This window comes from Streptomyces sp. NPDC005070, from assembly GCF_053600395.1.
Map to the genome: position 1 here is coordinate 57796 of NZ_JBSFZS010000017.1, position 21462 is coordinate 79257.

The following is a 21462-nucleotide window of genomic DNA, read 5'->3' on the forward strand; positions in this document are numbered from 1 at the left end:
ACGGGGGGGGTCGCTGGGGTCTCCCAGGGGGTGCGGGCATCACGCTAGCGATCCGGAATCGGTCAAACCGGTTGATCCGGACGGCGGTTGAGGATCTTAGGGTCCGCTTAAGGAAGGCATCGGGAGCCGTTAAAGGTCGAGACCAATGTGGGCGGTTTGGTGCGTGCCACGAACCGACCGACGCAGGGCACAGGTCCGCACGGCGCAGGCCGCGGGCCCCGTTCGGCACACGCCACGGGCCGCGCTCCGCACCGGCTGCGAGCCCGGAGGGCGCGGGGCGCGGATCAGTTCAGCGCGGGGCGCGGATCAGCTCAGCGCGGGGCGCGGGCCCGCTCCGTACAGGCCACCGGCCCGCGCGGCGCGGAACGCCGGCCCGCGCGGCGCTTCGCGCACGTCCCGCTCAGCGGGTGACGCGGGCCCACTCGGCACGGTACGACGCCCATGGCGTGTTCAGCGCACGGTCGCGCCGCGTCTGCGGCGGCGTACGCTGCCGCGGTGTCCGCTGCGGACCGGGGCCCTGCCGTCGAGCTGGATCCAGATGCGGACCTCGGTTCCGCCGAGCACGGAGGAGCCGATCCGTACGTCCCCGCCCGTCGACTCCGCGAGCCGTCGCACGATGTCGAGGCCGAGGCCCGTCGACCCGTCGTTGCCCGAACCCCGGCCGCGGGCCATCGCCGCCTCCGGGTCCATGATTCCGGCGCCCGCGTCCGACACCAGCACGATCACGGCGTCCTCGGCGTTGTGCACGTCGACCGCGAAGGCCGTGCCCTCGGGGGTGTGGCGGAAGACGTTGCCGAGGAGGGCGTCGAGCGCGGCGGCGAGGTCGGCGCGGGCCACGGGTATGCGGCACGGCCGGTCCACACCGGCCACCCGCACCTTGCGTCCCTCGTCCTCGGCGAGCGCCGACCAGAAGTCCATGCGCTCACGGACGACTTCGGAGGCGTCGCACCCGGTTCCGGCGCCGATCGCCGCGGTCTGCGGTTTGGCCTCCCGGGCCGTCCTGATGATCGTGTCGACCTCGCGCTCGAGCTGCTCGACGGCGGCCCGGGTCTGCTCGACGGCCGGCCCGTCGCCGAGCGAGGCGGCGTTGAGGCGGAGCACGGTCAGCGGTGTGCGCAGGCGGTGCGAGAGGTCGGCGGCGAGTTCCCGCTCGTTGGCGAGCAGTTGGACGACCTGATCGGCCATGGAGTTGAACGCGACGGCGGCCTGCCGCAGTTCGGTCGGCCCTTCCTCGGGCACGCGGGAGCCCAGCTTCCCCTCACCGAGTTCGTGCGCGCTCTCGGCGAGGCGCTGCGCTGGCTGCACCATCCGTACGCCCAGCCGGTCGGCGACCGCGACGGAGCCGATGATCAGGGCGACACCGACCGCGGCGAGGACCGCCCAGGCCGTGCCGACGCCGTTGCTGACCTCGGCCTCGGGGACGTACACCTCGATGACCGCGATCTTGCCGGAGCTGAGCGCGACGGGCTGGAGCAGCGCGGAGCCGCCCGGCACGTCCGCGGTGGAGGCCCGGCCCAGCCGCCGGGTCATGGCGACGTCCTTGCCGACGGCGCGCTGCTCGCCGATCTCGACGGTCGGCTTGCCGTCGGCGGCGGGGATGTGCACGGCCATCTGCGCGTCCGAGCCGGCCGAGGCGACGACGCGCTCCAACTCGTCCCGGTCGGTGGTGATGGAGAGCGCGGGCGCGATGGCCGCGGCCTGCCGCTCGGCGTTCGAGAACGCCCGGTCGCGCGCCATCTCCTTGATCACCAGGCCCAGCGGGACCGCGAAGGCGACGACGACCATCGTCGTCACCGCCACGCACACCTTGACGAGTGCCCACCTCACAGCGGCCGCTCCGCTCTCGGCGGCTCCAGCTTCACGCCGACGCCCCTCAGGGTGTGCAGATAGCGCGGGCGCGCCGCCGTCTCCCCCAGTTTCCGGCGCAGCCACGAGAGATGGACGTCTATGGTCTGGTCGTCGCCGTAGGCCTGCTGCCACACCTCGGCGAGCAGTTCCTTGCGGGGCACGACGACACCGGGGCGCCCGGCCAGGAAGGCGAGCAGGTCGAACTCGCGCCGGGTGAGGTCGAGTCGTACGCCGTCCAGTTCCGCCTGGCGGCGCAGCGGGTCGATGGCGAGCCCGCCGACGCGGATGACCGTCGACACGGGGGCCTCGCCCACGGTGGTGCGGGAACGGCGCAACACCGCCGCCATGCGCGCGGACAGGTGCTCGACCGAGAACGGCTTGGTCAGATAGTCGTCCGCCCCGGCGTTCAGCAGGCGGACGATCTCCGTCTCGTCGTCCCGCGCGGTGGCGATGATCACCGGGACGTCGGTGATCCCGCGCAGCATCTTCAGTGCCTCGGACCCGTCCAGATCGGGCAGTCCGAGATCGAGGATCACGACGTCGAAGGAGAAATGGGCGACCTCGCGCAGCGCCTCCAAGGCGGTGCCGACGCTGCGCACGATGTGCGCGGCCTCGGTCAGATGCCGGATGAGCGCCGAGCGTACGAACTGGTCGTCCTCGACAACGAGCACACTTGCCATGGGCGGCACCGTACGCCATCCGGGGGCGGCCGTCCGGGCCTGTGGACAACGCCCGCCAGGCACTTGTGGACAATCCCGGCCCGCTCCCCTCGGGGACATTCCGGATCCTTCCGGGGCCGTGAGACACCCGTGGTGCTCGTGGTGCAGTATGGCCGCGATGCGCAGAGGACTCGTACACGTACTCGCGTGGTCGCTCGCCACGGGCGCGGCGGTCACGCTGTCCTGGTGGGGTGTCCACACCGTCATGACGGGCACGGCCTACGACCCGCCGCGTGCCCTGCCCATCACGGTGGCGGGCGCGACGGCCGAGGAGACGAGACCCCTGGCGTCCTCGACCCGGCGGGCCGAGCCGTCGAAGAGCGCCGCGAACAGGCCGTCCGCGGACCCGAAGCCGAGCGCGACGCCCTCGAAGTCCGCCTCGGCGGGCGGCGGTCCGTCGCCGGCGCCGTCGGCCCCGGCCGCGTCTCCGTCCTCCTCCGGGCAGGTCAAGAGCTACGACTCCGACGGCGGCCGGGTGGTCTTCGACATCACCGCCACGTACGGGACGCTGGTGTCCGCGACGCCGAACACCGGCTGGTCGATGCAGGTTTGGAAGACCGAGACGTGGATCCGCGTGGAGTTCTCCTCGGGCGCCGACCGGGTGTCGGTGTTCTGCGACTGGCACGACGGTCCCCCGCACGTGGACATCGGGACGTACTGAACCGGCCTCCGCGGCGAACGGGCGCACGTGCGCCGGCCCACCCCGACGCCGGGCCCCGCCGACGCCGGGCCCCGCCGACGCCGGGTCAGCGGAACACGGAAGGCGGCGGCGCGGGTGACGCGACCGCCACCGCGTCCGTGACCGGTGCCGCGCCCCCCGTGAAGTCCATGAGTTCCTTGCCGTGTTCGACCCGGGCGGGATGCGGGTCGGAGGCGGCGCGCCGGGTCAGTTCCGCGATGGGCAGGGGCCGGCCGGAGGCGACGAGGACGGCGTTCCCGAAGCGTTTGCCGCGCAGGACCGTCGGGTCGGCGACCAGGGCGAGTTCGGGGAACACGGAGGCGACGGTGGCGATCTGCCCGCGGAGGTGGGCGAGCGGGGGTCCGTCGGCGAGGTTCGCGGCGTAGACCCCGGAGTCCTTCACGGTCCGGCGGACCTCCGTGACGAACTCGGCGGACGTCAGATGGGCCGGTGTGCGCGCGCCGCTGAAGACGTCGGCGATGACCAGGTCCGCCCAGCCGTCGGGCACCTTGGCGAGACCTTCCCGCGCGTCCACGGATCGCACCCTGATCCGGGCGTTCGGGTCCAGCGGCAGTTCGCGGCGCACCAGTTGGACGAGGGCCGCGTCGCGTTCGACGACCTGCTGGGTGGACCGGGGGCGGGTGGCGGCGGTGTAGCGGGCCAGGCTGAGGGCGCCGCCGCCGAGGTGGACGACCTGCACGGGTCTGCCGGGCGGGGCGACGAGGTCGATGACATGGCCGAGCCGGCGCTGGTACTCGAAGCTCAGGTACGCGGGGTCGTCCAGGTCGACGTGGGACTGCGGGGCGCCGTCGATGAGCAGGGTCCAGGCGCGTGCCCGGTCCCGGTCGGGCAGCAGTTCGGCGAGCCCCCCGTCGACGGCTTCGACGACCGCCTCGGCGGCACCCTGCCCACGCCGTCCACCCCGTCCGGTGTCGCGGCCGTCGTCCGCCCGCTGTTTCCTCGCCCGTGCCATCTGGCCATTATCGGGGCGCGGGGGCTGGTCGGCTCAGCGGCCGTTCACCGGGCGGCTCACCGGCAGCCGTCCGCGGCCTCGATCAGCCGGGCGGCCTCGCCCAGCGCGGCCCGCAGCACCGCCGGATCGGTCGCGAGGTCCGCCTCACCGGGCGGGAGCAGCCAGTCCGAGCCCTCGACCGGGGGCTCGGGGGCCGCTCTCAGACCACGGCCGTTGGTCTGCGTACAGGTGCTGCCGGGCACGTCCCAGGCGTCGGCGGTGCCGGGCGGCACCAGGAAGCCGAGGGTGTCGCAGCCGTCGTCGTGCAGGACGGGCCCCACGAGGTCGGCCGCGCCGCGGCGCAGGATGTCGACCGCCTCCAGCCCCTGGCGGGCCGGGACGGTCACCAGGTCGCACTCGGCGGCCGGCCGCAGCGGTACGCCGCACTCCGGGGACGGCCTGTGCTGCGCGGTCGACGGCGGCGTACGGAAATCGGTGCTCTGCGTGATCTGCATCCCGGCCTCCAACGGAACCCCTCCTCATGACGAGTGGGTCGGGAGTTCGGGCGGCTCCCGGTCCACCCGGTTCAACGCGCCAGGACGTCAACGGCTACGGCGAAACTCCGCCACAAAGGATGGCAGTTCATGGCAGATCGTGGATGAGATATCCGGTTTGTAGCCAAACCCAGCGTGGCGGCGTTGTCACAACAGGTACGTTCTTGCCCCGCCGGAACCAGGGCACCTTCTGGGTACAACCAGGTCAACTCAGCCACGGATCCGGCGTGGTTCGACGGTTCGCAAGAGAGGGCCCGGCCATGGCGTCGTCATCGGTGACCTCGTCCCCGTCCCCCCGGCCGGCACGGCCGAATCTCGCCTTCCGGCGGTTGCGCGGTCAGCGCTCCCCGGGCGAGTTCGCCGCGCTGGTACGGAGGGCCGCACGCGAGATCGGCGAGCGGGTGAGCTGCGACGCGCGCTACATCGGGCGCGTCGAAGCGGGCGAGATCCGCTGTCCCAACTACGCGTACGAGCGGGTGTTCCTGCACATGTTTCCCGGCCGCACGCTGACGGACCTCGGTTTCACGCCCCGCTCATGGGTACGCGGACGCGGGGCGCGCGACCCGGGGGAGCCACCCCTCTCGCACTCCACGAACCCTCCACACGCCCCCTATGAGACGGACGGGGCGCACGAGACGTATGAGATGCCGGGTCAGCTCCACGTCCCGGCCCCGTACGGCCCGCACACCGCGCACCACACGGACAGCCCGCACGATCCGCACCGCCCGCACGATCCGTACGACCCGCACCACATGTGGGATCCGTACGGCCCGTACGAGAAACGCGATCAGAACCACGAGGAGAGCGACGTGCAGCGTCGCGCATTCATGACCGGAGGCACCGCCACCGTGGCGGCGGCCTCACTGGGACCCTTCGGCGGCAGCGCCGCGGCCGCCGAACGACGCGTCCACCGGGCCGGTACGTCCGAGGCGGGCGCCCTCGAAGAGGCCGTCCGCCGGATCCGGCTGCTCGACGACAGACACGGGGCCGACGGGCTCTACCGACGCGCGGCGGTCCCCCTGCGCACCGCGTACGAGCTGCTCGACGCCGGCACGACCCGGCAGACGACCGCCGACCGGCTGTACTCCGGAGCCGGCGAACTGGCCATCTCGGTGGGCTGGCTGGCACACGACTCCGGGCGCTTCGACGACGCCCGCTCCCACTACGCGGAAGCCCTCGCCACCGCCCGGATGGCGGGCGACGCGGGCCTGGAGGCCCACGCCTTCTGCAACACCGCGTTCCTCGCCCGCGACGCGGGGCGCCCGCGCGAGGCCGTGCGCGCGGCCCAGGCCGCCCAGCGCGCCGCACGCCCCCTGGGCTCCTCCCGGCTGCTCTCCCTGCTCGCCCTGCGCGAGGCCGGCGGCTGGGCCGGACTCGCCGACCGCCGGGGATGCGAGCAGGCGATGGCGCGCGCGCAGGCCCTGTACGAACGCGGCCCCGCGGAGACCGACCCCGAGTGGATGACCTTCTACGGGGAGGCCGAGCTGGAAGGCCTCGAGGCGCAGTGCTGGTCGACGCTGGGCGACTGGCCCCGGGCCGCCCGCCACGCGCGCCGCGCCGCGCACCTCCAGGACCCGCACTTCACCCGCAACATCGCCCTCTACACCGCGGAACTCGCCGACGACCTCGCCCGCGGCGGCCGCCCCGACGAGGCCGCCCTCGCCGGTCTGCGCGTCCTGGACCTGCTGAACGAGGTCCAGTCCTCCCGCATCCAGACCATGCTGGCGGCGACGGCCCGTGTGCTGCTCCCGCACCGCAGGGCCTCGGGCGTCTCGGCGTTCCTCGACCGCCACGCGAGCCTGCCCCGCACGGCGTGAGGGCCGCCGGGGGCGCCGGTCAGGCGCTCAGGTGCCCGCAGTCGTTCCACACCTCGATCGCGGGCTCCCCGTAGGCCCAGCCGAGCACCGACAACGAGGTGGGGTTGAGGCGTATACGGGCCGCGAAGTCCAGCGGCAGACCCAGCCAGCGGGCGCCTATGGACCGCAGGATGTGGCCGTGGGCGAAGATCAGCACATCGCGGTCCGCGGAGCGGGCCCACGCGACGACCTCGTCCGCGCGCGCGGTGACCTGCTCCAGGGTCTCCCCCTCGGGGACACCGTCGCGCCAGATGAACCAGCCGGGGCGGATGTCCTGGATCTCGGCCGGGGTCATGCCCTCGTAGGCGCCGTAGTCCCACTCCAGGAGCGCGTCCCAGGTCGTCGCCCGCTCCCCGAAGCCGGCCAGTTCGCACGTCTCGCTCGCGCGCGAGAGCGGGCTGGTGCGCACCTCGGCGGCGGGCAAAGAGTCCAGCGGCGACCGGTGCAGCCGCTCGCCCAGCAGCTTGGCTCCGCGCCGCCCCTCTTCCAGGAGCGGGATGTCGGTCCTGCCGGTGTGCTTTCCGGACAGTGACCATGCGGTCTGTCCGTGCCGGGCCAGCAGGATGCGCGGTGCCATGACGAGAGGCCCTTCCGGGACGGGCGGCACGAACGAGGCTCTGCTCACCCGTGGACGACTGAGGAGTGGGTCACTCCATCATCGCGCACCGCCGCTCCGGGCAACCCGGAGGGCGATCTCCGCGTCTTTGAGTTCCGGGGCGCCCCTTCGGGGCAATCGCGCACACCGTAAAATCCCGGGGTGGCCACCGACCGCCGGTCACCACGGGCAGATGGACACGAGCAGATGGGGGAGGGCGATCGGATGCCGCAGACCGATACACCGCGTACCGAAGCGGCACCGCGCGTCCGGCCGGGCCGGTGGGCCGAGCTGCGCGCGTCCGCCGCGTCGCAGGTGCGTCTGCGCTGGTGGACCGAGGTCCCGCTGATCCTGCTCGTGTACGCGGCGTACACCGCGGGCCGGCTGCTCGCCCGGGGCAACGCCTCCGGCGCCATAGACCACGGCCTGGAGATCCTGCGCGTCGAGAAGGCCCTCCACCTCAACGCCGAACATCCGCTGAACCGGCTGTTCACGCAGGAGGCCTGGCTCGGCGTGCCCGCCGACTTCTGGTACGCCTCGCTGCACTACCTGGTGACGCCGGCGATCCTGATATGGCTGTTCCGCTCCCGGTCCGTGCGCTACCGCGCGGCCCGCACCTGGCTCTGGACCTCCACGTTCGTCGGCCTGATCGGCTTCACCCTGCTGCCGACCTGCCCGCCCCGGCTGCTGTCCCCCGAGCACGGCTTCGTCGACACGATGGCCCAGTACAGCGGCTACGGCTGGTGGGGCGGCGAGGCGAGCGCGCCGCGCGGCATGGGCGGGATGACGAACCAGTACGCGGCGATGCCGAGCCTGCACGTGGGCTGGGCGCTGTGGTGCGGAGTGATGCTGTGGCGCCACGGCCGTACGCCCGCCGCCAAGGTCGCCGCCGTCGTCTATCCGCTGTTCACCACGATCGTCGTGATGGGCACGGCCAACCACTATTTCCTGGACGCCGTCGCGGGCGTCGCGGTGATGGGGGCCGGTCTGCTCCTGACCCCGTTCGTGATGCGGGCGGCGGACCGTCTGCGGACGCTGCTGAAGGCCGTCCTCCCGTGGGGCCGGGGTGCCTCGGGGGGCGAGGGTTCCGCGATTGTCAGTGCGGGGTGCCAGACTTCCCCGGGTGAACGAATTCCCCGACAGCGCGAGTCCCGACCCGGGCCGGGAGCCGAGCCGGGTTCCGCCGCCACGGACGCGGGCGACAGCGCTGCGACAGCAGCTCGCTGAGCTGCGCGGTCCCGACATCGCGCCGAAGGCGCTGGACGCGCGCGCCCTCGCGGCGCTCGCCGCCAACCCCGGGTGCGACCGGCGCGCCCTGCTGGACGGCGTGGGTGTGGACAAGGCGAAGCTGGCCGGTGCGCTCGGCGCGCCGTCGGCGTTCGGAATGTCACAGTTCGCCTTCATGCGGGGCAACGCGTTCGAGGCGCGGGTCAAGGCCGACGGCGGTGCCGAGCTGCTGCGGCTGGTGCACGAAAAGCTGGACCCGGGCGCCGAGCCGCCCGGCGCCGGTGCCGTGCCCGACCTGAGCGCGATCGGCCCCGAGGGACGCACGGCCCGTACGGAACTGGCGTTGCGCGAGGCCGCCGGGGCCGGCGTCTGGACGCTGCTCGACCACCCGATGCTCGCCCTGGACGTCGCGGGCTCCCCGGCCTTCCTGGAGCCGGACGCGGTGGTCGTGCATCCGGACGGGGGCTGGACGGTCGTCGAGATCAAGTCGTTCCCGATGCTCGACGGCTCGGCCGACCCGGCCAAGGTGGGCGCCGCCGCCCGGCAGTCCGCGGTGTACGTCCTGGCCCTGGAGGAGGTCGCGGCCCGCCTCGATCCCGCTCCCGAGGTCCACCACCGTGTCCTGCTGGTCTGCCCGAAGGACTTCTCCAACCTCCCGGCCGCCTCGGCCGTCGACGTGCGCAAGCAGCGCGCGGTCACCCGCCGCCAGCTCGCCCGGCTCACCCGCGTCGAGGACATCGCGGCCGCCCTCCCCGAGGGCACCTGCTTCGCCCCCGGCCTTCCCGCCGAGGAACTGATCACGGCCGTCGAGGCGGTCCCCGCGACCTACGCCCCCGAGTGCCTGTCCGCCTGCGAACTGGCCTTCCACTGCCGGGCCCGTTCGCGCGCCGAGGGCGCGGTGACCTCGCTCGGCCGCTCGCTGCGCGCGGAGCTGGGCGGTCTGAGGACCGTCCCCGACGTCCTGGCCGCGGCGCACGGGAAGGCGGGCGACCCCGGGGATCCCGCCGTCGCGGCCCTCAGGAGAGCGGCGCTGCTGCGCGCGGAGGCCCTGCGCGGCACGGCCGCGGAGACCCGCACCCGAGCGACCGAGACCCGGGTGCCGGCGGCGGCGCGGACCGGCGTGCCGCACGACCTCGCGGCAGGCCGGAAGGGCTCGGCCGGCGACCTCGCCGAGGTACCCACCGTGCCCGCACCCGGCTCCCCGGAGCCCGGCGCACCCAGGGCCGGCGCACCCAGGGCCGGCGCACCCAGGGCCGACGCACACGAAACGCCCGTGCCCACCGGTGCGGGCGCACCCGAAGCCGCCGCCCCCGGCGTCGCCGACGGCCGGGAGGCGGGCGTATGTCGCTGATCACTGCCCTCGCGCGGCTGGAGGCCGTCGAGAGCGGCCGCGCGCAGCCCGCCGCCACCGCGCTCCACCGCCATCTCGCCGAACGGCCCCTGGTGTTCGTGCCGCTCACCACCGCGGGCGAGGCGGGAGCCCCGCTCGGCGCTCTCGTCGGCACGGACCGGGACGCGCCCCGGCTGCTGGTCGTGCCGCAGCCCCGCGACCGCGACCTGCGCTTCGCCTTCCTCGCCGAACTGGCGGACGTCGTCCTGCCCTACATCGACACCTTCGCGGACGTGGTCGAGGCGGCCGAGCGCAGCGAGACCGACCCGGAGACCGGCAAGCGCGTCAAGGTCGAGGTCGAGCTGTGCGCGGACGCGCCGCAGATCGTCGTGCCGGGCCGGGCCGGCATCGAGCTCGTCCGTCTCCTCGGGCGCTCCACCCGCTTTCGCCGCACCGCCGAGCAGGATCCCGAGACCCCTCATCCGGCGCCTCCCCGGGTGCCGTTGTTCGGGCGCTGGCTGACCCACTTCGGGGAGCGCGCCCGGGTGCCGGGCTCCGCCCTGCTCCTGGCCCTCACCGACGTGCTGTCCCGGCACTGGGCGACGGGGCAGAGCAGCCTGGAGGACCAGCATCTCGGCGCGCTGCTCGCCTGGCTCGACCCGACGGACGGCGAGCCGGGCGCCGAGGCGGCGGTGCGGGCCGAGCTCCAGCGCGACGCGCGCGGCCAGCTCGTCTGCCCGCCCGCAGGACCGGCCACCGACCCCGCCTTCGACAACGAGCTGCTGGCCCCCGCGATCGAACGCTACGACCGCGCGCGGACGGCGCTGGCCGCCGCCGAGGACGGCGTCGAGGCGGACGACCGGCTCGGTGAACTCACCGCGGCGGAGCGGACGATCCGCGAACTGGTCGCGAGCGTCACCCGTCCCACCTGGGACGCGGTCTGGCGGGGCCTCGACCTGCTGCGGGCGCTGCCGGAAGGGGCGCACGCCGCCGACCGGTGGACCCGCGACCGCTGGTCGTTCACCGGGCACCGCGACCGGGTCGTGGCGGGCGAGCCGCCGCAGCCGCGCCACGACGACGCGGTCACCGCCGCGAACAAGCTGGCCACGCGCGAGCGGGAGCAGGCCCGGCTGGAGGCGCAGGAGGCCCTCGACGATCCGCTGGTCATGGCGGGCCGGCGGCTCGCAGGGGAGGCGTTCGCCGGAGAGGTCACCGAGGTGGTGATGGCGTACGGCGAGGGGAAGCGGCCGAGCCCCCGCCCGCTGGTGACCGTCCGCACGGACGACCGCCCGCACCTGGGGGAACGGGCCAGGGTGTACCGCTCGCTGGGCGGGAAGCCACAGGCCGCGGAGTTCGTGGGGTACGACGACGAGGGCGCGTCCCTGGTGCTGCGGATCGTCGACAAGATGGGGCGCGGCAAGGAACCCGAGGCCGGGTCCGTGCCGGAGAAGGGGGACGTCGTCTGCTTCACCCTCTTCGAGCACGAGCAGCGCGGCGGGGCGAAGCTGCCCGACCCGGAGGAGACGCCGTGGACGCACGGAGGGCCGCCGGGTGAGGCCGGCGCCCTGCCGCTGCCGGACCCGGTGACCGAGGAGGACGTCCTGTGACCGCCGTGTTCGACCCGGGTGCCGAGGCCGCCCGCGCCACCGACGCGATCCTGCGCGACACCCTGCACGGCAGCGACCGGGGTGTCGTGGTCGACTCCCCGCCGGGCGCCGGCAAGTCGACCCTCGTCGTCCGGGCCGCTCTCGAACTCGCGGCCGCGGGGCGCCCGTTGATGGTCGTCGCGCAGACGAACGCGCAGGTCGACGACCTGGTGCTGCGGCTCGCGGAGAAGGAGCCGGACCTGCCCGTGGGCCGGCTGCACAGCAGCGACTCCGACCCGTACGACAAGGCCCTCGACGGTTTTGACCAGGTCCGCAAGTCCGCCAAGGCGGCGGACCTCGCGGGCCTGGACGTCGTCGTCTCGACGGCGGCGAAGTGGGCCCATGTCAAGGGTGTCGAGCCCTGGCGGCACGCGATCGTCGACGAGGCCTACCAGATGCGCTCGGACGCGCTCCTCGCGGTCGCCGGGCTCTTCGAGCGGGCGCTGTTCGTGGGCGACCCGGGCCAGTTGGACCCGTTCTCGATCGTCGGCGCGGAGCAGTGGGCGGGACTGTCGTACGACCCGTCCGCGTCGGCGGTGTCCACGCTGCTCGCGCACAATCCGCGGTTGCCGCAGCACCGGCTGCCGGTGTCCTGGCGGCTGCCCGCGTCGGCCGCGCCCCTGGTCTCCCACTCCTTCTACCCGTACACGCCGTTCCGCAGCGGCACCGGTCACGGCGACCGGCGGCTGAACTTCGGTGTCCCGTCGGACGGTTCGGGCACCGACCGGGTCATCGACGAGGCGGCGGAGTCCGGTTGGGGTCTGCTGGAGCTGCCGGCCCGGCACACTCCGCGCACGGACCCGGAGGCGGTGCACGCGGTGGCCGGGGTCGTGCGGCGGCTGCTCGACCGGGGCGGCGCGGCCACGTCGGAGCGGGCGGAGGAGCCGGTGCCGCTGACGGCCGAGCGGATCGCCGTCGGCACGGCGCACCGCGACCAGGCCGCGGCCGTACGGGCGGCGCTGGCGGGTCTCGGCGTCACGGACGTCACCGTGGACACGGCGAACCGGCTCCAGGGGCGGGAGTTCGATGTCACGGTCGTCCTGCACCCGCTGTCGGGGCGGCCCGACGCCACGGCCTTCCATCTGGAGACCGGACGTCTGTGCGTGCTCGCTTCCCGGCACCGGCACGCGTGCATCGTGATCTGCCGGGAAGGAATCACGGAGTTGCTGGACGACCACCCGTCGACCGAGCCCGTGCAGCTGGGCGTGACCGTGAAGTTTCCGGATGGCTGGGAGGCCAATCATTCGGTGTTGTCGCACCTGGCGGAGCACCGGGTGGCCTGGCGGTCCTGAGGCCGGGCCCACTTGCGCGGGCGCGCGACAATGGAGGGTGGCCCTTTGCCGAGAGGGGCCCCGAACCGCATGAGGAGGAGAAGACATGGCGGAGCCCACGCCGCGTCGGAACGAACCGCGGCTACGCCCCGCGCCCCTGCTCTTCGAGCCCGCGGAGGCCGCCGGGGATCCGGAGCATTTCTTCGACCTGGAGTCGATCGACGACCCCCGCGCGCTGCTCGACCGGTCCACGGAGCTGGCACACGCGTTTCGCGCCGCCGCCGACCGGGCCGTCGAGTTCCAGGCCATCGCCGCCGCGCAGCTCGCCGATCCGCGTCGTTTCGACCGGCTGACCACCGCCTCGATCGCCGAGCGCGCCGAGTGGACCGAGGACTACGCGAAGAAGATGGTCGAGTTCGGCCAGGATCTGCTGCGGGGCACGGAGGGCAACGGACACGGTCACGGGGTGACCGACCCGCTCTGACGCGCCCGTCCGGGACGAGGACCGCCGGACGCCCCGGTCCGGGACCGGGACCTCGGGGCACCCCGGGACCTCCGGACATCCCGTTTTCACCCCGTTCCTGGCATATGCCAGCCGGGCAAGATACTCCACCTCGGCCCCGCCTGTCCCGGTTTCGGGCAACCGTCCGGGGCCGGGCGCTCACCGCCGGTAGATGTATGCGGCATGAGCAGCACACGGAACGCGCCGAGCAGCACCCCGCACACCCCCGGGGCGAGGTCGTCCGAACGGCTGGACGTCTCCGGCGTCACGGCCGAGGGCGCCGCCTGGCTCGCCTCGGCGGGAACGTATCCGCGCAGCACGCTCGCCCTGTGGCGCGAGCGGCCCGACGCGCCGGTCGTCCTGCTCTGCGGCAGCGCGTTCGACGTCGTCAGCGCCTCGGCCCTCTTCGGGCGGCGGATGCTCGACCGGCTCTGGGAGGAGGGGCCGGGCTCGGGCCCGGTGGCGGCCCACCGCGGGCGGATCCTGCTGTTCGCCGCGCCCGGCACCGCCCAGCGGCTCCCCTCGCTCATGGAGTGGGAGGAGTGGGGCGCGGAACCGGGCGGCCGGTCGGGGCGGTGCCGGGAGGTGCCACCGCTGCTCTGCCACGGCACGGGGGACGCGGTGACCGTGCCCCCGCCGTATCCCGGGGGCGGCGCGCCGGAAACCGTACGGACCGATTCCCGCTGGCTGGTCGCCCCCGACACACGGCAGCCCTGGCTCCCCGGCCCCGAGATCCTGCTCTGGGCGGCCGTACGGGCGGCCCGCGCGGCGGCGTCGGCAGCGGTACGGATATCGATTTTTCCTCCCGCCGATCAGGATGCTAAGGTCTACGACGTCAGCAGGCGCCGCTAGCTCAGTTGGTTAGAGCAGCTGACTCTTAATCAGCGGGTCCGGGGTTCGAGTCCCTGGCGGCGCACGCCAACGAGAGCGGGATGATTCGCGGAAACGCGAACGTCCCGCTCTCGTCGTTTCCGCCTTCGCGGGGCCGCTCAGCCCGTCGTGATCCGCACCGTCCAGGCCCCCGAGGCGGTCCGGTCCTCCACCTGGACCCGGATGTCCGCGCCCGGCACGGCGAAGCTCTCCCCGAGGCGCACCGGAGCGTCCGCGAGCGGCGGGTACACCGAGTCCTCCCAGCAGGACTCGGAGCGGGGGTGGGCGTCGAGGACCTGGACGGGGCCGCTGCCCGACTCGGTCCGGCTGCGGACCCGGTAGACCAGGACGCCCCGCTCGCACGTCGAGCTGTCGTTGCCCGCCGGTCCGCGCGCCTCCAGAGCGATGGCGCTGTCCGGGCCCGTCGGGACCACCGCCAGCTTGGTGCCCGAGCCGGCGCCGAAGGTCTGCGAGCCGGGCGGCGCCGCCACACCCACGGCGATCGGGGACGTGCCCGGCGCGCCCGAACCGCGCGAGGACGTCCGCGCCGCGCCCGAGGGCACCCGCGGCCCCTGCCAGGCCCCCTTCGCCCCGGCCGCCTCGGCCGCCTCGGCCGCCTCCTTCGTCCCGGCCGCCTTGGCGGCCCCGCTCCTCCCCGCCGTTCCGGTGGCCCCGCTCGCCCCGTCTGTTCCGGTGGTCCCGCTCAACTCGGTCACCCCTCCCATCGCCGCCATCCCTCCCGTCCCGTCCGCCGCGGCCGGTCCACTCGCCGTCGACGCGGCCGGGCGGGAGGCCAGCACCCCGGCGCCGACCGCTCCCCCGGCTCTCGCGCCGGCCGATCCCACCGCGGAGCGCGCGGGTCCGGTCTCCAGCGGCTCCAGCGTCAGCCGGGTGGTGCCGGAGCCCAGTACGCACGCCACCTGGCGCGGTTCCAGCCACCCCAGCCGCCACTTGTGCCAGCCGAAGAGGTCGGGGGCGAGGCCGAACTGGCTGCCCATGAGGTCCCAGTCGCCGACATAGGTGTCCCAGTCGCCCTTGCCGTCGGCGGGGCGGTGGTAGAGGTCGGGCAGGTCGAAGACATGGCCGGTCTCGTGCGCCAGGACGAGGCGGTCCGGCGGATGCTTCTCGAAGACCGTGACGACGCGCCGGATGTCCTTGCCGTCCGCGTGCAGGGGGGTGTCCAGGTTGACGACCTTCGTGGCGTCCGAGTCGACGCCCGGAGCGTCCGGGTCCGCCACGAAGTAGACGACGTCGTAACGGGAGAAGTCGACCTTCGGGTCGGCCACGGCGAGGGCGTCGCGCAGATAGGCGGCACGGTCGCCGGCGTTCCAGTCGCGCTGTATGGCGTACGAGGTGGAGGCGTGCGGCATCCGGATCCAGGCGCGCTGGGGGTGCGGCCGGACCGTGAACTTTCCGTACGAGGCCTGCTCGAAGAAGCGACTGGTGGCCGGGAAGTAGTCACCCGTCAGCTCGGCGGGCGTGGTGCGCGGGGTGGAGTCCGGGAAGGACAGGAAGACCATCACGGCGTCGAGGGGGCGGGTGGGACGCACATAGGCGGTGTTCCAGGTGTCGGCGCCCTCCGAGTGGTGCGCCGCGGTCCGCGTCAGGGCGCAGGGCGACGCGAGGGGTTCGGCGAGCGCGTGGCCCGGACCCAGGGAGGTCGCGGCGAGCGCGGTCATCGAGGTGAACATGGCCGCGGTACTGCGCCAGCGGAGCACCCCGTCGCGGGCGAGACCGCGCAGGGCCCCGCGAGCGAGAACCCTCAGGGGGAGCGGACGCGGCACGTCGACCTCCGGATGCGGTTTCGGGACACCGCCTCCAGCCTGATCGCATTTATACTATTGCGCCCTGTTTGCCTACACCGGAAGGGTGAGCCGGCGAGCGAACCGACACCCCCGGACATGCACGGAACGTCACGTGCGGCCGACGGGAGAAGGAACCCGTCCGGATAACAGGCAGAAACGATCTGTCAGAACAGGTGGTTGTTCCTGGACACTGGACAGTGGCCGCACCGTTTCGGGGGCAGCCTCTATGATCGGCACACTTTCCTGCACGGACACGGCTTGTGCGGCCGCCCATCACCGGCCGACCGCCCTGAGAGACCCATACGAAGAACGAGTGCACTGCGGGAGCGAACGGTGAGCGGAACGTCCGAAGGGCCGGCGCCCGCGGGGGACCTCGTCCGGCCGGCCGTCACAGAACGTCACGTAAACACGTCTTCTCGTACGTCCGCCGGGACCTCTCCCGGCCCACTCGCCCCCTCCGTACCGCCCGTGACGCCGGGGCCGCCCTCCGGGACGCCCGCGCCCTCGGCGGTTCCCGACGGAACGTCACTCCGCACCTTCCACGCGGCGTTCGCCACCGCTCCTCTCGCGATGGCGGTCGTCGACCGCGAGGGCCTCGTCGTCACCGCCAACGAGGCGCTGAGCACGCTGCTCGGCGCCGGGACGCGGACGCTGGCCGGGCGGGCCGCCGCCGACCTGGTGGACCTGGCCTCCGACGCCCGCACCTGGCACGCGTACCGCGAGATGCTGGGCGGCAGCCAGGCCCGGCTGCGCTGCACCCGCCGGCTCAAGCACCCCGACGGCCATGTGATCTGGGCGCAGGTCACGATCGCGCCCCTGCCCCCGCAGGAACGGGCGGTCCTGATCTCGGTCACCGACATCGGCGCGCGGCGTGAACTCCAGGCGCGGCTGCGCCACTTGCAGATGCACGACCCGGTGACCCGGCTGCCCAACCGCACCCTGTTCTTCGAGCGCCTGTCGGCGGCGCTGGAGGCGGAGGCGTACGAGGAGTGCGGAACCGGCCGGATCGGGCTCTGCTATCTGGACCTGGACGGGTTCAAGGCGGTCAACGACACCCTCGGCCACCGGGTCGGGGACCGGCTGCTCGCGGCGGTCGCCGAGCGCCTGACCCGCTGCGCCGAGGCGGCCGGCCTCACACGGGCGGCCGCTCCCCTGGTGGCGCGGCTGGGCGGGGACGAATTCGCCCTGCTCGTCGAGGACTCCACGGGCACCGACCAGTTGGCGGATCTCGCCGAGTCCGTGCTGAAGGCGCTCCAGGCGCCGTTCGACCTGTCGGGGCAGCGGCTGTCCCTGTCGGCGTCCATCGGGGTCGTCGAGCGGCGCGCCACCGGCACCACCGCGACCGGTCTGATGCAGGCCGCGGACACCACGCTGTACTGGGCGAAGGCGGACGGCAAGGGCCGCTGGACACTCTTCGACCCTGAGCGCAACGCGCACCGCATGACCCGCCAGGCCCTGTCGTCCACCCTGCGCTCGGCCGTCGAGCGGGGTGAATTCGCCCTGGAGTACCAGCCGTTGGTGGGCATGGAGGACGGCGGGGTGCACGGCGTCGAGGCGCTCGTCCGCTGGAACCACCCGCGGTTCGGGACGCTCACACCGAACCGGTTCATCGGACTCGCCGAGGAGAACGGCTCGATCGTCCAGCTCGGCCGCTGGGTACTGGCCACCGCCTGCCGCCAGGCGCGCCGTTGGCAGCTCGACCGTCCGGACGCGCCGCCGATCTTCGTCAGTGTGAACGTCGCCGTGCGCCAGGTCTGGGACTCCGACCTGGTGGCGGACGTGGCGAAGATCCTCGCGGAGACCGGACTGGCCCCGCATCTGCTGCAGTTGGAGCTGACGGAGTCGGCGGTGATGGGCTCGGCCGGCCGGCCGCTCCAGGCGCTGCAGGCCCTCAGCGACATGGGCGTCCGCATCGCCATCGACGACTTCGGCACCGGCTACTCGAACCTCGCCTACCTGAGCAGGCTTCCGGTGTCCGTGCTGAAGCTGGACGGCTCCTTCGTCCGCGGCTTCCAGTACGAGAACGCCGACGGCTCCTCCGCCCACCCGAACCCGGCCGACGAGGTCATCGTCGAGGCGCTCATCCAGCTCGCCCACCGGCTCGGCCTGACGGTCACCGCCGAGTGCGTGGAGACCGCCTCGCAGGCGTCACGGCTGCGCGGGATCGGCTGCGACACCGGCCAGGGGTGGTTGTACTCCCGGCCGGTGGCGCCGGAACGCATCTCCGCGCTCCTGATGTCGGCGAACCGCCCTCAGGCCTCGGCGGCCGGCTCCCCCGGCAACCCGTAGGCGTCCGCGATCAGTTCGTACGAGCGCAGCCGTACGTCGCCGCTGTGCGCGTTGCCCGTGATCATCAACTCGTCGGCGCCGGTGCGCTTCTGGAGGTCGTCGAGGCCGGCGCGCACCTCGTCGGCGGTGCCGTGGATGACGTTCGCGTTCCAGGAGCCGATGAACTCCCGCTCCATCGGGCTGAATTCGTACGCCTCGGCCTCCTCCGGGGTGGGCACGAGTCCGGGACGCCCGGTGCGCAGGCGGACCATGCTCAGGGCGGCCGCCAGGACCTGACGGCGGGCCTCCTTCTCCTCGTCGGCGGCCAGGGCGGAGACGCCGATGAGGGCGTAGGGGGCGTCGAGGACCGCGCTCGGCCGGAAGGACTCGCGGTAGAGGTCGAGGGCCGGGATCGTGTTCTGCGCCGAGAAGTGGTGCGCGAAGGCGAACGGGAGGCCGAGGGCACCGGCGAGGCGGGCGCTGAAGCCGGAGGAACCGAGCAGCCAGACCGGGGGCCGGTGCGGGGACTGGACACCGCCCGGCGAGGTCGCCTGGACGGGCCCGGGGACGGCGTGGATCCGCGTGTAGGGGTGGCCGTCGGGGAAGTCGTCGTCCAGGAAGCGGACGAGTTCCGCGAGCTGTTCGGGGAAGTCGTCGGCGCCCTCGGCCGGCCGCTGGGTGCGGCGCAGCGCGGCGGCCGTGGCGCCGTCCGTGCCCGGGGCCCGGCCGAGGCCCAGGTCGACGCGGTGCGGGGCCATCGCCTCCAGGGTGCCGAACTGCTCCGCGATGACCAGAGGGGCGTGGTTGGGGAGCATCACTCCGCCGGAGCCCAGCCGGATGCGGTGCGTGTGGGCGGCGAGGTGGGCGAGGATCACCGCGGGCGAGGAGCTGGCCACTCCGGGCATCGAGTGGTGTTCGGCCACCCAGTAGCGGTGGAAGCCGCGGTTTTCCGCGAGGCGGGCGATCTCGACGCTGGTGCGGAGGGCGTCGGTCGCGGTGCGGCCCGCGCCCACCGTGACCAGGTCCAGTACGGACAGGGGTACGGGGGCGGTGCCCCGTGCCGTGCCGCGGATCTCGTCCGTCTCGGGCGTCTCGTCCACCGTCTGGTCCACCGGGGGTGCCTCCTGTTTTGCGTACGTCGTCTCCTCGCGTTGCGAACAGGAGGGTGTCTCCGCTTATTCCCCGAGGGCGGGCTGGGGAGCTCCCCGGGGTGGGGCTGGGGGCTTGTTTCGCCCCCTCCGCCCCTACCCGTCCCGTACCTGGGGCTCCGCCCCGGACCCCGCTCCTCAAACGCCGGAGGGGCTGGAGTTTCACGCCTGGACGATGGGTTCCCGGGTGAAGAGGGTGCCCAGGTCCGGGGCGTTCACCCTGCGGCCCGTCAGGCGCAGGGCCTCCCAGACCGTGACCTGGGCCGCGGTGAGGACCGGTTTGGCGAGGTCCTTCTCCAGGGCCGTGAGGTGGGAGGCGGTGTGCAGGGCCGTGTCGGGGAGGAGGATCGCGTCGGCGTCCGGATGATCGGCCTCCCGGGCCAGCGCGAGGACCCTGCCGTAGTCCCAGCCGGCGACCTCGGCGGGGGTGACGGCACCGGAGCCGCGCACCGCGGCCACCTCCGTTCCGGTCTCCGTCAGGAACCGCGCGATGAGCGCGGCCACGTCGTCGGGACAGGCCGCCCCGATCGCGACCCGGTCCGCGCCGATCTCCCGCGCCGCGTGCGCGAAGGCGAAGGACGTCGAGGACGCGGGCAGTCCGGCCGCCCTGGCGAGGCCGCGGACCTGCTCGTGGGCGCCCTGCACGCCGTACACGAAACTGCCGCTCGCACACGCCCAGACCACGGCCTCCGCGCCGGACAGGCGCAGCTCCTCGACGCCCGCCGCGAGTCGCTGCGCCGAGCCCGTGTCGCGGAGCGCGTCCACGTCGTGCGTGTCCTCGCCCAGGTCCGTGTGCACGACGGCCAGGCGGATGTCACTGCCGAGGAGCTGCTCGATGCGCGGGTAGTCGTCCTCGGCCGAGTGGCCGGGGTAGAGGAATCCGAGTGCGGTCATGCCCCACCTTCCTGTTCATCGGGAAATACGGTCCCCGCCGGGCGGCCCGGTCAATCAGCCGCCGGCAAGGGCCCACCGCCCGGGTACCCAGTTGGCGCAGCGCCGCCCATTTCTCCACCTGGTTGGCCGAGATCACCGGTCTCCGGGGTTCGCCTCCGACCGGGGGACGCCGTCGTACGCCGGTGTTGACGGCCGCGGGTTCGGGTGCGAGCGTGGTCGATCCCCTTGCGAAAGGGTTCCCCTGATGAACGCCCGTACGTCCCCCGGTGCGCCCCGCCCGTCGGCCCCGGCCACCCTGCTCGTCCTGGACGCCGACCCGCTCCCCCGGCTGGGCCGGCTCACCGGCCGGGTGCGGATCGAGCACGCCGACGAGTCCACGCTCGCCGAGAGGCTGCCGGACGCGGACGTGCTGCTCGTGTGGGACTTCGCCTCGCAGGCCGTACGCCGCGCCTGGCCGGGCGAGGGGCCACGGCCGGGCTGGGTGCACACGGCGAGCGCGGGCGTGGACCATCTGATGTGTCCCGAGCTCGCCGCCTCCGACACGGTGGTGACCAACGCGCGCGGTGTCTTCGACCGGCCGATCGCCGAGTACGTGGCCGCTCTGGTCCTCGCCATGGCGAAGGACCTTCCGCGGACCTGGGACCTCCAGCGCCGGCACGAATGGCGGCACCGGGAGTCGCAGCGGGTGGCCGGGACCCGCGCCTGTGTGGTGGGGTCGGGGCCGATCGGGCGGGCGATCGTGCGCACGCTCAAGGCGCTCGGTGTCACCACGGCACTGGTGGGACGCGTCCCGCGCACCGGGATCCACGGGCCCGAGGAACTGGACCGGCTGATGGCGCGCGCCGACTGGGTGGTGTCCGCGGCGCCGCTCACCACGGAGACACGCGGCATGTTCGACGCCCGGCGCTTCGGGATGATGCAGCCCTCGGCCCGCTTCATCAATGTCGGGCGCGGTCGGCTCGTCGTCGAGGAGGCGCTCGCCGAGGCGCTGTCGAAGCGGTGGATCGCGGGCGCGGCCCTCGATGTCTTCCAGCACGAACCGCTCGGCCACGACAGCCCGTTGTGGGACGTCCCGGGTCTGATCGTGTCGCCGCACATGAGCGGGGACACGGTCGGCTGGCGGGACGAACTGGGTGAGCAGTTCGTGGAGTTGTACGAGCGCTGGGCCGCGGGCAGGCCGCTGTCGAACGTGGTCGACAAGCAGCGCGGGTACGTGCCGGGACACTGAACCGCCCCGGAGGGACCACGCCGGGAGGGACGGTCCGGAACCGGCCGAGCGATGCCGTACAACTCCTCGA

General features: G+C 73.7%; 17 protein-coding genes, 1 tRNA gene and 1 pseudogene. 11 read left to right on the plus strand and 8 right to left on the minus strand.

What is annotated here, in order from left to right:
• Positions 1-450: 450 nt before the first annotated feature.
• Both ACWEBX_RS08625 and ACWEBX_RS08630 read right to left on the minus strand, forming a co-directional pair.
• Entirely contained in the window at positions 451-1827 is a 1377-nt protein-coding gene (locus ACWEBX_RS08625; RefSeq protein WP_451884169.1) for an ATP-binding protein, read from the minus strand.
• On the minus strand, positions 1824-2528 hold the full coding sequence (locus tag ACWEBX_RS08630; RefSeq protein ID WP_355770372.1) for a response regulator transcription factor: 705 nt from the start codon (positions 2526-2528) through the stop codon (positions 1824-1826). The genes ACWEBX_RS08625 and ACWEBX_RS08630 overlap by 4 nt, the downstream gene beginning before the upstream one ends.
• Positions 2529-2685: 157 nt before the next feature.
• On the opposite strand from ACWEBX_RS08630, the gene ACWEBX_RS08635 reads away from it, so the two are divergent.
• The gene (locus ACWEBX_RS08635; RefSeq protein ID WP_451884170.1) at positions 2686-3228 is read left to right on the plus strand and encodes a hypothetical protein; all 543 of its coding nucleotides are present in this window, start codon (positions 2686-2688) and stop codon (positions 3226-3228) included.
• Positions 3229-3313: 85 nt separating this feature from the next.
• Here the strand turns inward: ACWEBX_RS08635 and ACWEBX_RS08640 are convergent, their stop codons facing one another.
• Together ACWEBX_RS08640 and ACWEBX_RS08645 are read right to left on the minus strand one after the other, a co-directional pair.
• Positions 3314-4219, minus strand: coding sequence for a spermidine synthase (locus ACWEBX_RS08640; RefSeq protein ID WP_451884171.1), 906 nt, complete (start codon positions 4217-4219; stop codon positions 3314-3316).
• Positions 4220-4275: 56 nt separating this feature from the next.
• Positions 4276-4713, minus strand: a complete 438-nt coding sequence (locus ACWEBX_RS08645) for a hypothetical protein (RefSeq protein WP_451884172.1) — start codon at positions 4711-4713, stop codon at positions 4276-4278.
• 299 nt (positions 4714-5012) lie between these two features.
• On the opposite strand from ACWEBX_RS08645, the gene ACWEBX_RS08650 reads away from it, so the two are divergent.
• Positions 5013-6569 carry a hypothetical protein gene (locus tag ACWEBX_RS08650; RefSeq protein ID WP_451884173.1) on the plus strand — a complete coding sequence of 519 codons (1557 nt, stop codon included), beginning with the start codon at positions 5013-5015 and terminating at the stop codon, positions 6567-6569.
• Between the two features lie 19 nt (positions 6570-6588).
• Here ACWEBX_RS08650 and ACWEBX_RS08655 read toward each other — a convergent pair whose 3' ends face one another.
• On the minus strand, positions 6589-7185 hold the full coding sequence (locus ACWEBX_RS08655; RefSeq protein WP_451884174.1) for a histidine phosphatase family protein: 597 nt from the start codon (positions 7183-7185) through the stop codon (positions 6589-6591).
• A gap of 243 nt (positions 7186-7428) precedes the next feature.
• Here ACWEBX_RS08655 and ACWEBX_RS08660 point away from each other — a divergent pair, with 243 nt between their 5' ends.
• The 7 genes and pseudogenes from ACWEBX_RS08660 to ACWEBX_RS08690 all read left to right on the plus strand — a co-directional run bounded on the left by ACWEBX_RS08660 (position 7429) and on the right by ACWEBX_RS08690 (position 14095).
• A complete protein-coding gene (locus ACWEBX_RS08660; RefSeq protein WP_451884175.1) occupies positions 7429-8430 on the plus strand; it encodes a phosphatase PAP2 family protein in 1002 nt (333 codons plus the stop codon).
• Positions 8411-9496, plus strand: a pseudogene (locus ACWEBX_RS08665) (hypothetical protein); the annotation flags it as partial. The gene ACWEBX_RS08660 and the pseudogene ACWEBX_RS08665, both read left to right, overlap by 20 nt.
• 275 nt (positions 9497-9771) lie before the next feature.
• Positions 9772-11367, plus strand: coding sequence for a hypothetical protein (locus tag ACWEBX_RS08670; RefSeq protein WP_451884176.1), 1596 nt, complete (start codon positions 9772-9774; stop codon positions 11365-11367).
• Positions 11364-12698 carry an AAA family ATPase gene (locus tag ACWEBX_RS08675; protein WP_451884177.1) on the plus strand — a complete coding sequence of 445 codons (1335 nt, stop codon included), beginning with the start codon at positions 11364-11366 and terminating at the stop codon, positions 12696-12698. The genes ACWEBX_RS08670 and ACWEBX_RS08675 overlap by 4 nt, the downstream gene beginning before the upstream one ends.
• A gap of 85 nt (positions 12699-12783) precedes the next feature.
• Positions 12784-13161, plus strand: a complete 378-nt coding sequence (locus ACWEBX_RS08680) for a hypothetical protein (RefSeq protein ID WP_328452125.1) — start codon at positions 12784-12786, stop codon at positions 13159-13161.
• A gap of 201 nt (positions 13162-13362) precedes the next feature.
• On the plus strand, positions 13363-14031 hold the full coding sequence (locus ACWEBX_RS08685) for a bifunctional DNA primase/polymerase (protein ID WP_451884178.1): 669 nt from the start codon (positions 13363-13365) through the stop codon (positions 14029-14031).
• A tRNA-Lys gene (locus tag ACWEBX_RS08690) sits at positions 14022-14095 on the plus strand. The genes ACWEBX_RS08685 and ACWEBX_RS08690 overlap by 10 nt, the downstream gene beginning before the upstream one ends.
• A gap of 73 nt (positions 14096-14168) precedes the next feature.
• On the opposite strand, the gene ACWEBX_RS08695 is transcribed toward ACWEBX_RS08690, so the two are convergent.
• The gene (locus tag ACWEBX_RS08695) at positions 14169-15833 is read right to left on the minus strand and encodes a M6 family metalloprotease domain-containing protein (RefSeq protein WP_451884179.1); all 1665 of its coding nucleotides are present in this window, start codon (positions 15831-15833) and stop codon (positions 14169-14171) included.
• Between the two features lie 354 nt (positions 15834-16187).
• On the opposite strand from ACWEBX_RS08695, the gene ACWEBX_RS08700 reads away from it, so the two are divergent.
• Complete coding sequence (locus ACWEBX_RS08700; RefSeq protein ID WP_451884180.1) at positions 16188-18143, plus strand: putative bifunctional diguanylate cyclase/phosphodiesterase; 1956 nt, start codon at positions 16188-16190, stop codon at positions 18141-18143.
• Here ACWEBX_RS08700 and ACWEBX_RS08705 read toward each other — a convergent pair.
• Positions 18107-19234 carry an LLM class flavin-dependent oxidoreductase gene (locus tag ACWEBX_RS08705; protein WP_451884181.1) on the minus strand — a complete coding sequence of 376 codons (1128 nt, stop codon included), beginning with the start codon at positions 19232-19234 and terminating at the stop codon, positions 18107-18109. The two genes, ACWEBX_RS08700 and ACWEBX_RS08705, sit on opposite strands and share 37 nt — an antisense overlap.
• 198 nt (positions 19235-19432) lie before the next feature.
• Positions 19433-20164, minus strand: coding sequence for a maleate cis-trans isomerase family protein (locus ACWEBX_RS08710; RefSeq protein WP_451884182.1), 732 nt, complete (start codon positions 20162-20164; stop codon positions 19433-19435).
• A gap of 244 nt (positions 20165-20408) precedes the next feature.
• Here ACWEBX_RS08710 and ACWEBX_RS08715 point away from each other — a divergent pair, with 244 nt between their 5' ends.
• A complete protein-coding gene (locus tag ACWEBX_RS08715) occupies positions 20409-21392 on the plus strand; it encodes a D-2-hydroxyacid dehydrogenase (protein WP_451884183.1) in 984 nt (327 codons plus the stop codon).
• The last annotated feature ends 70 nt before the right edge of the window (positions 21393-21462 follow it).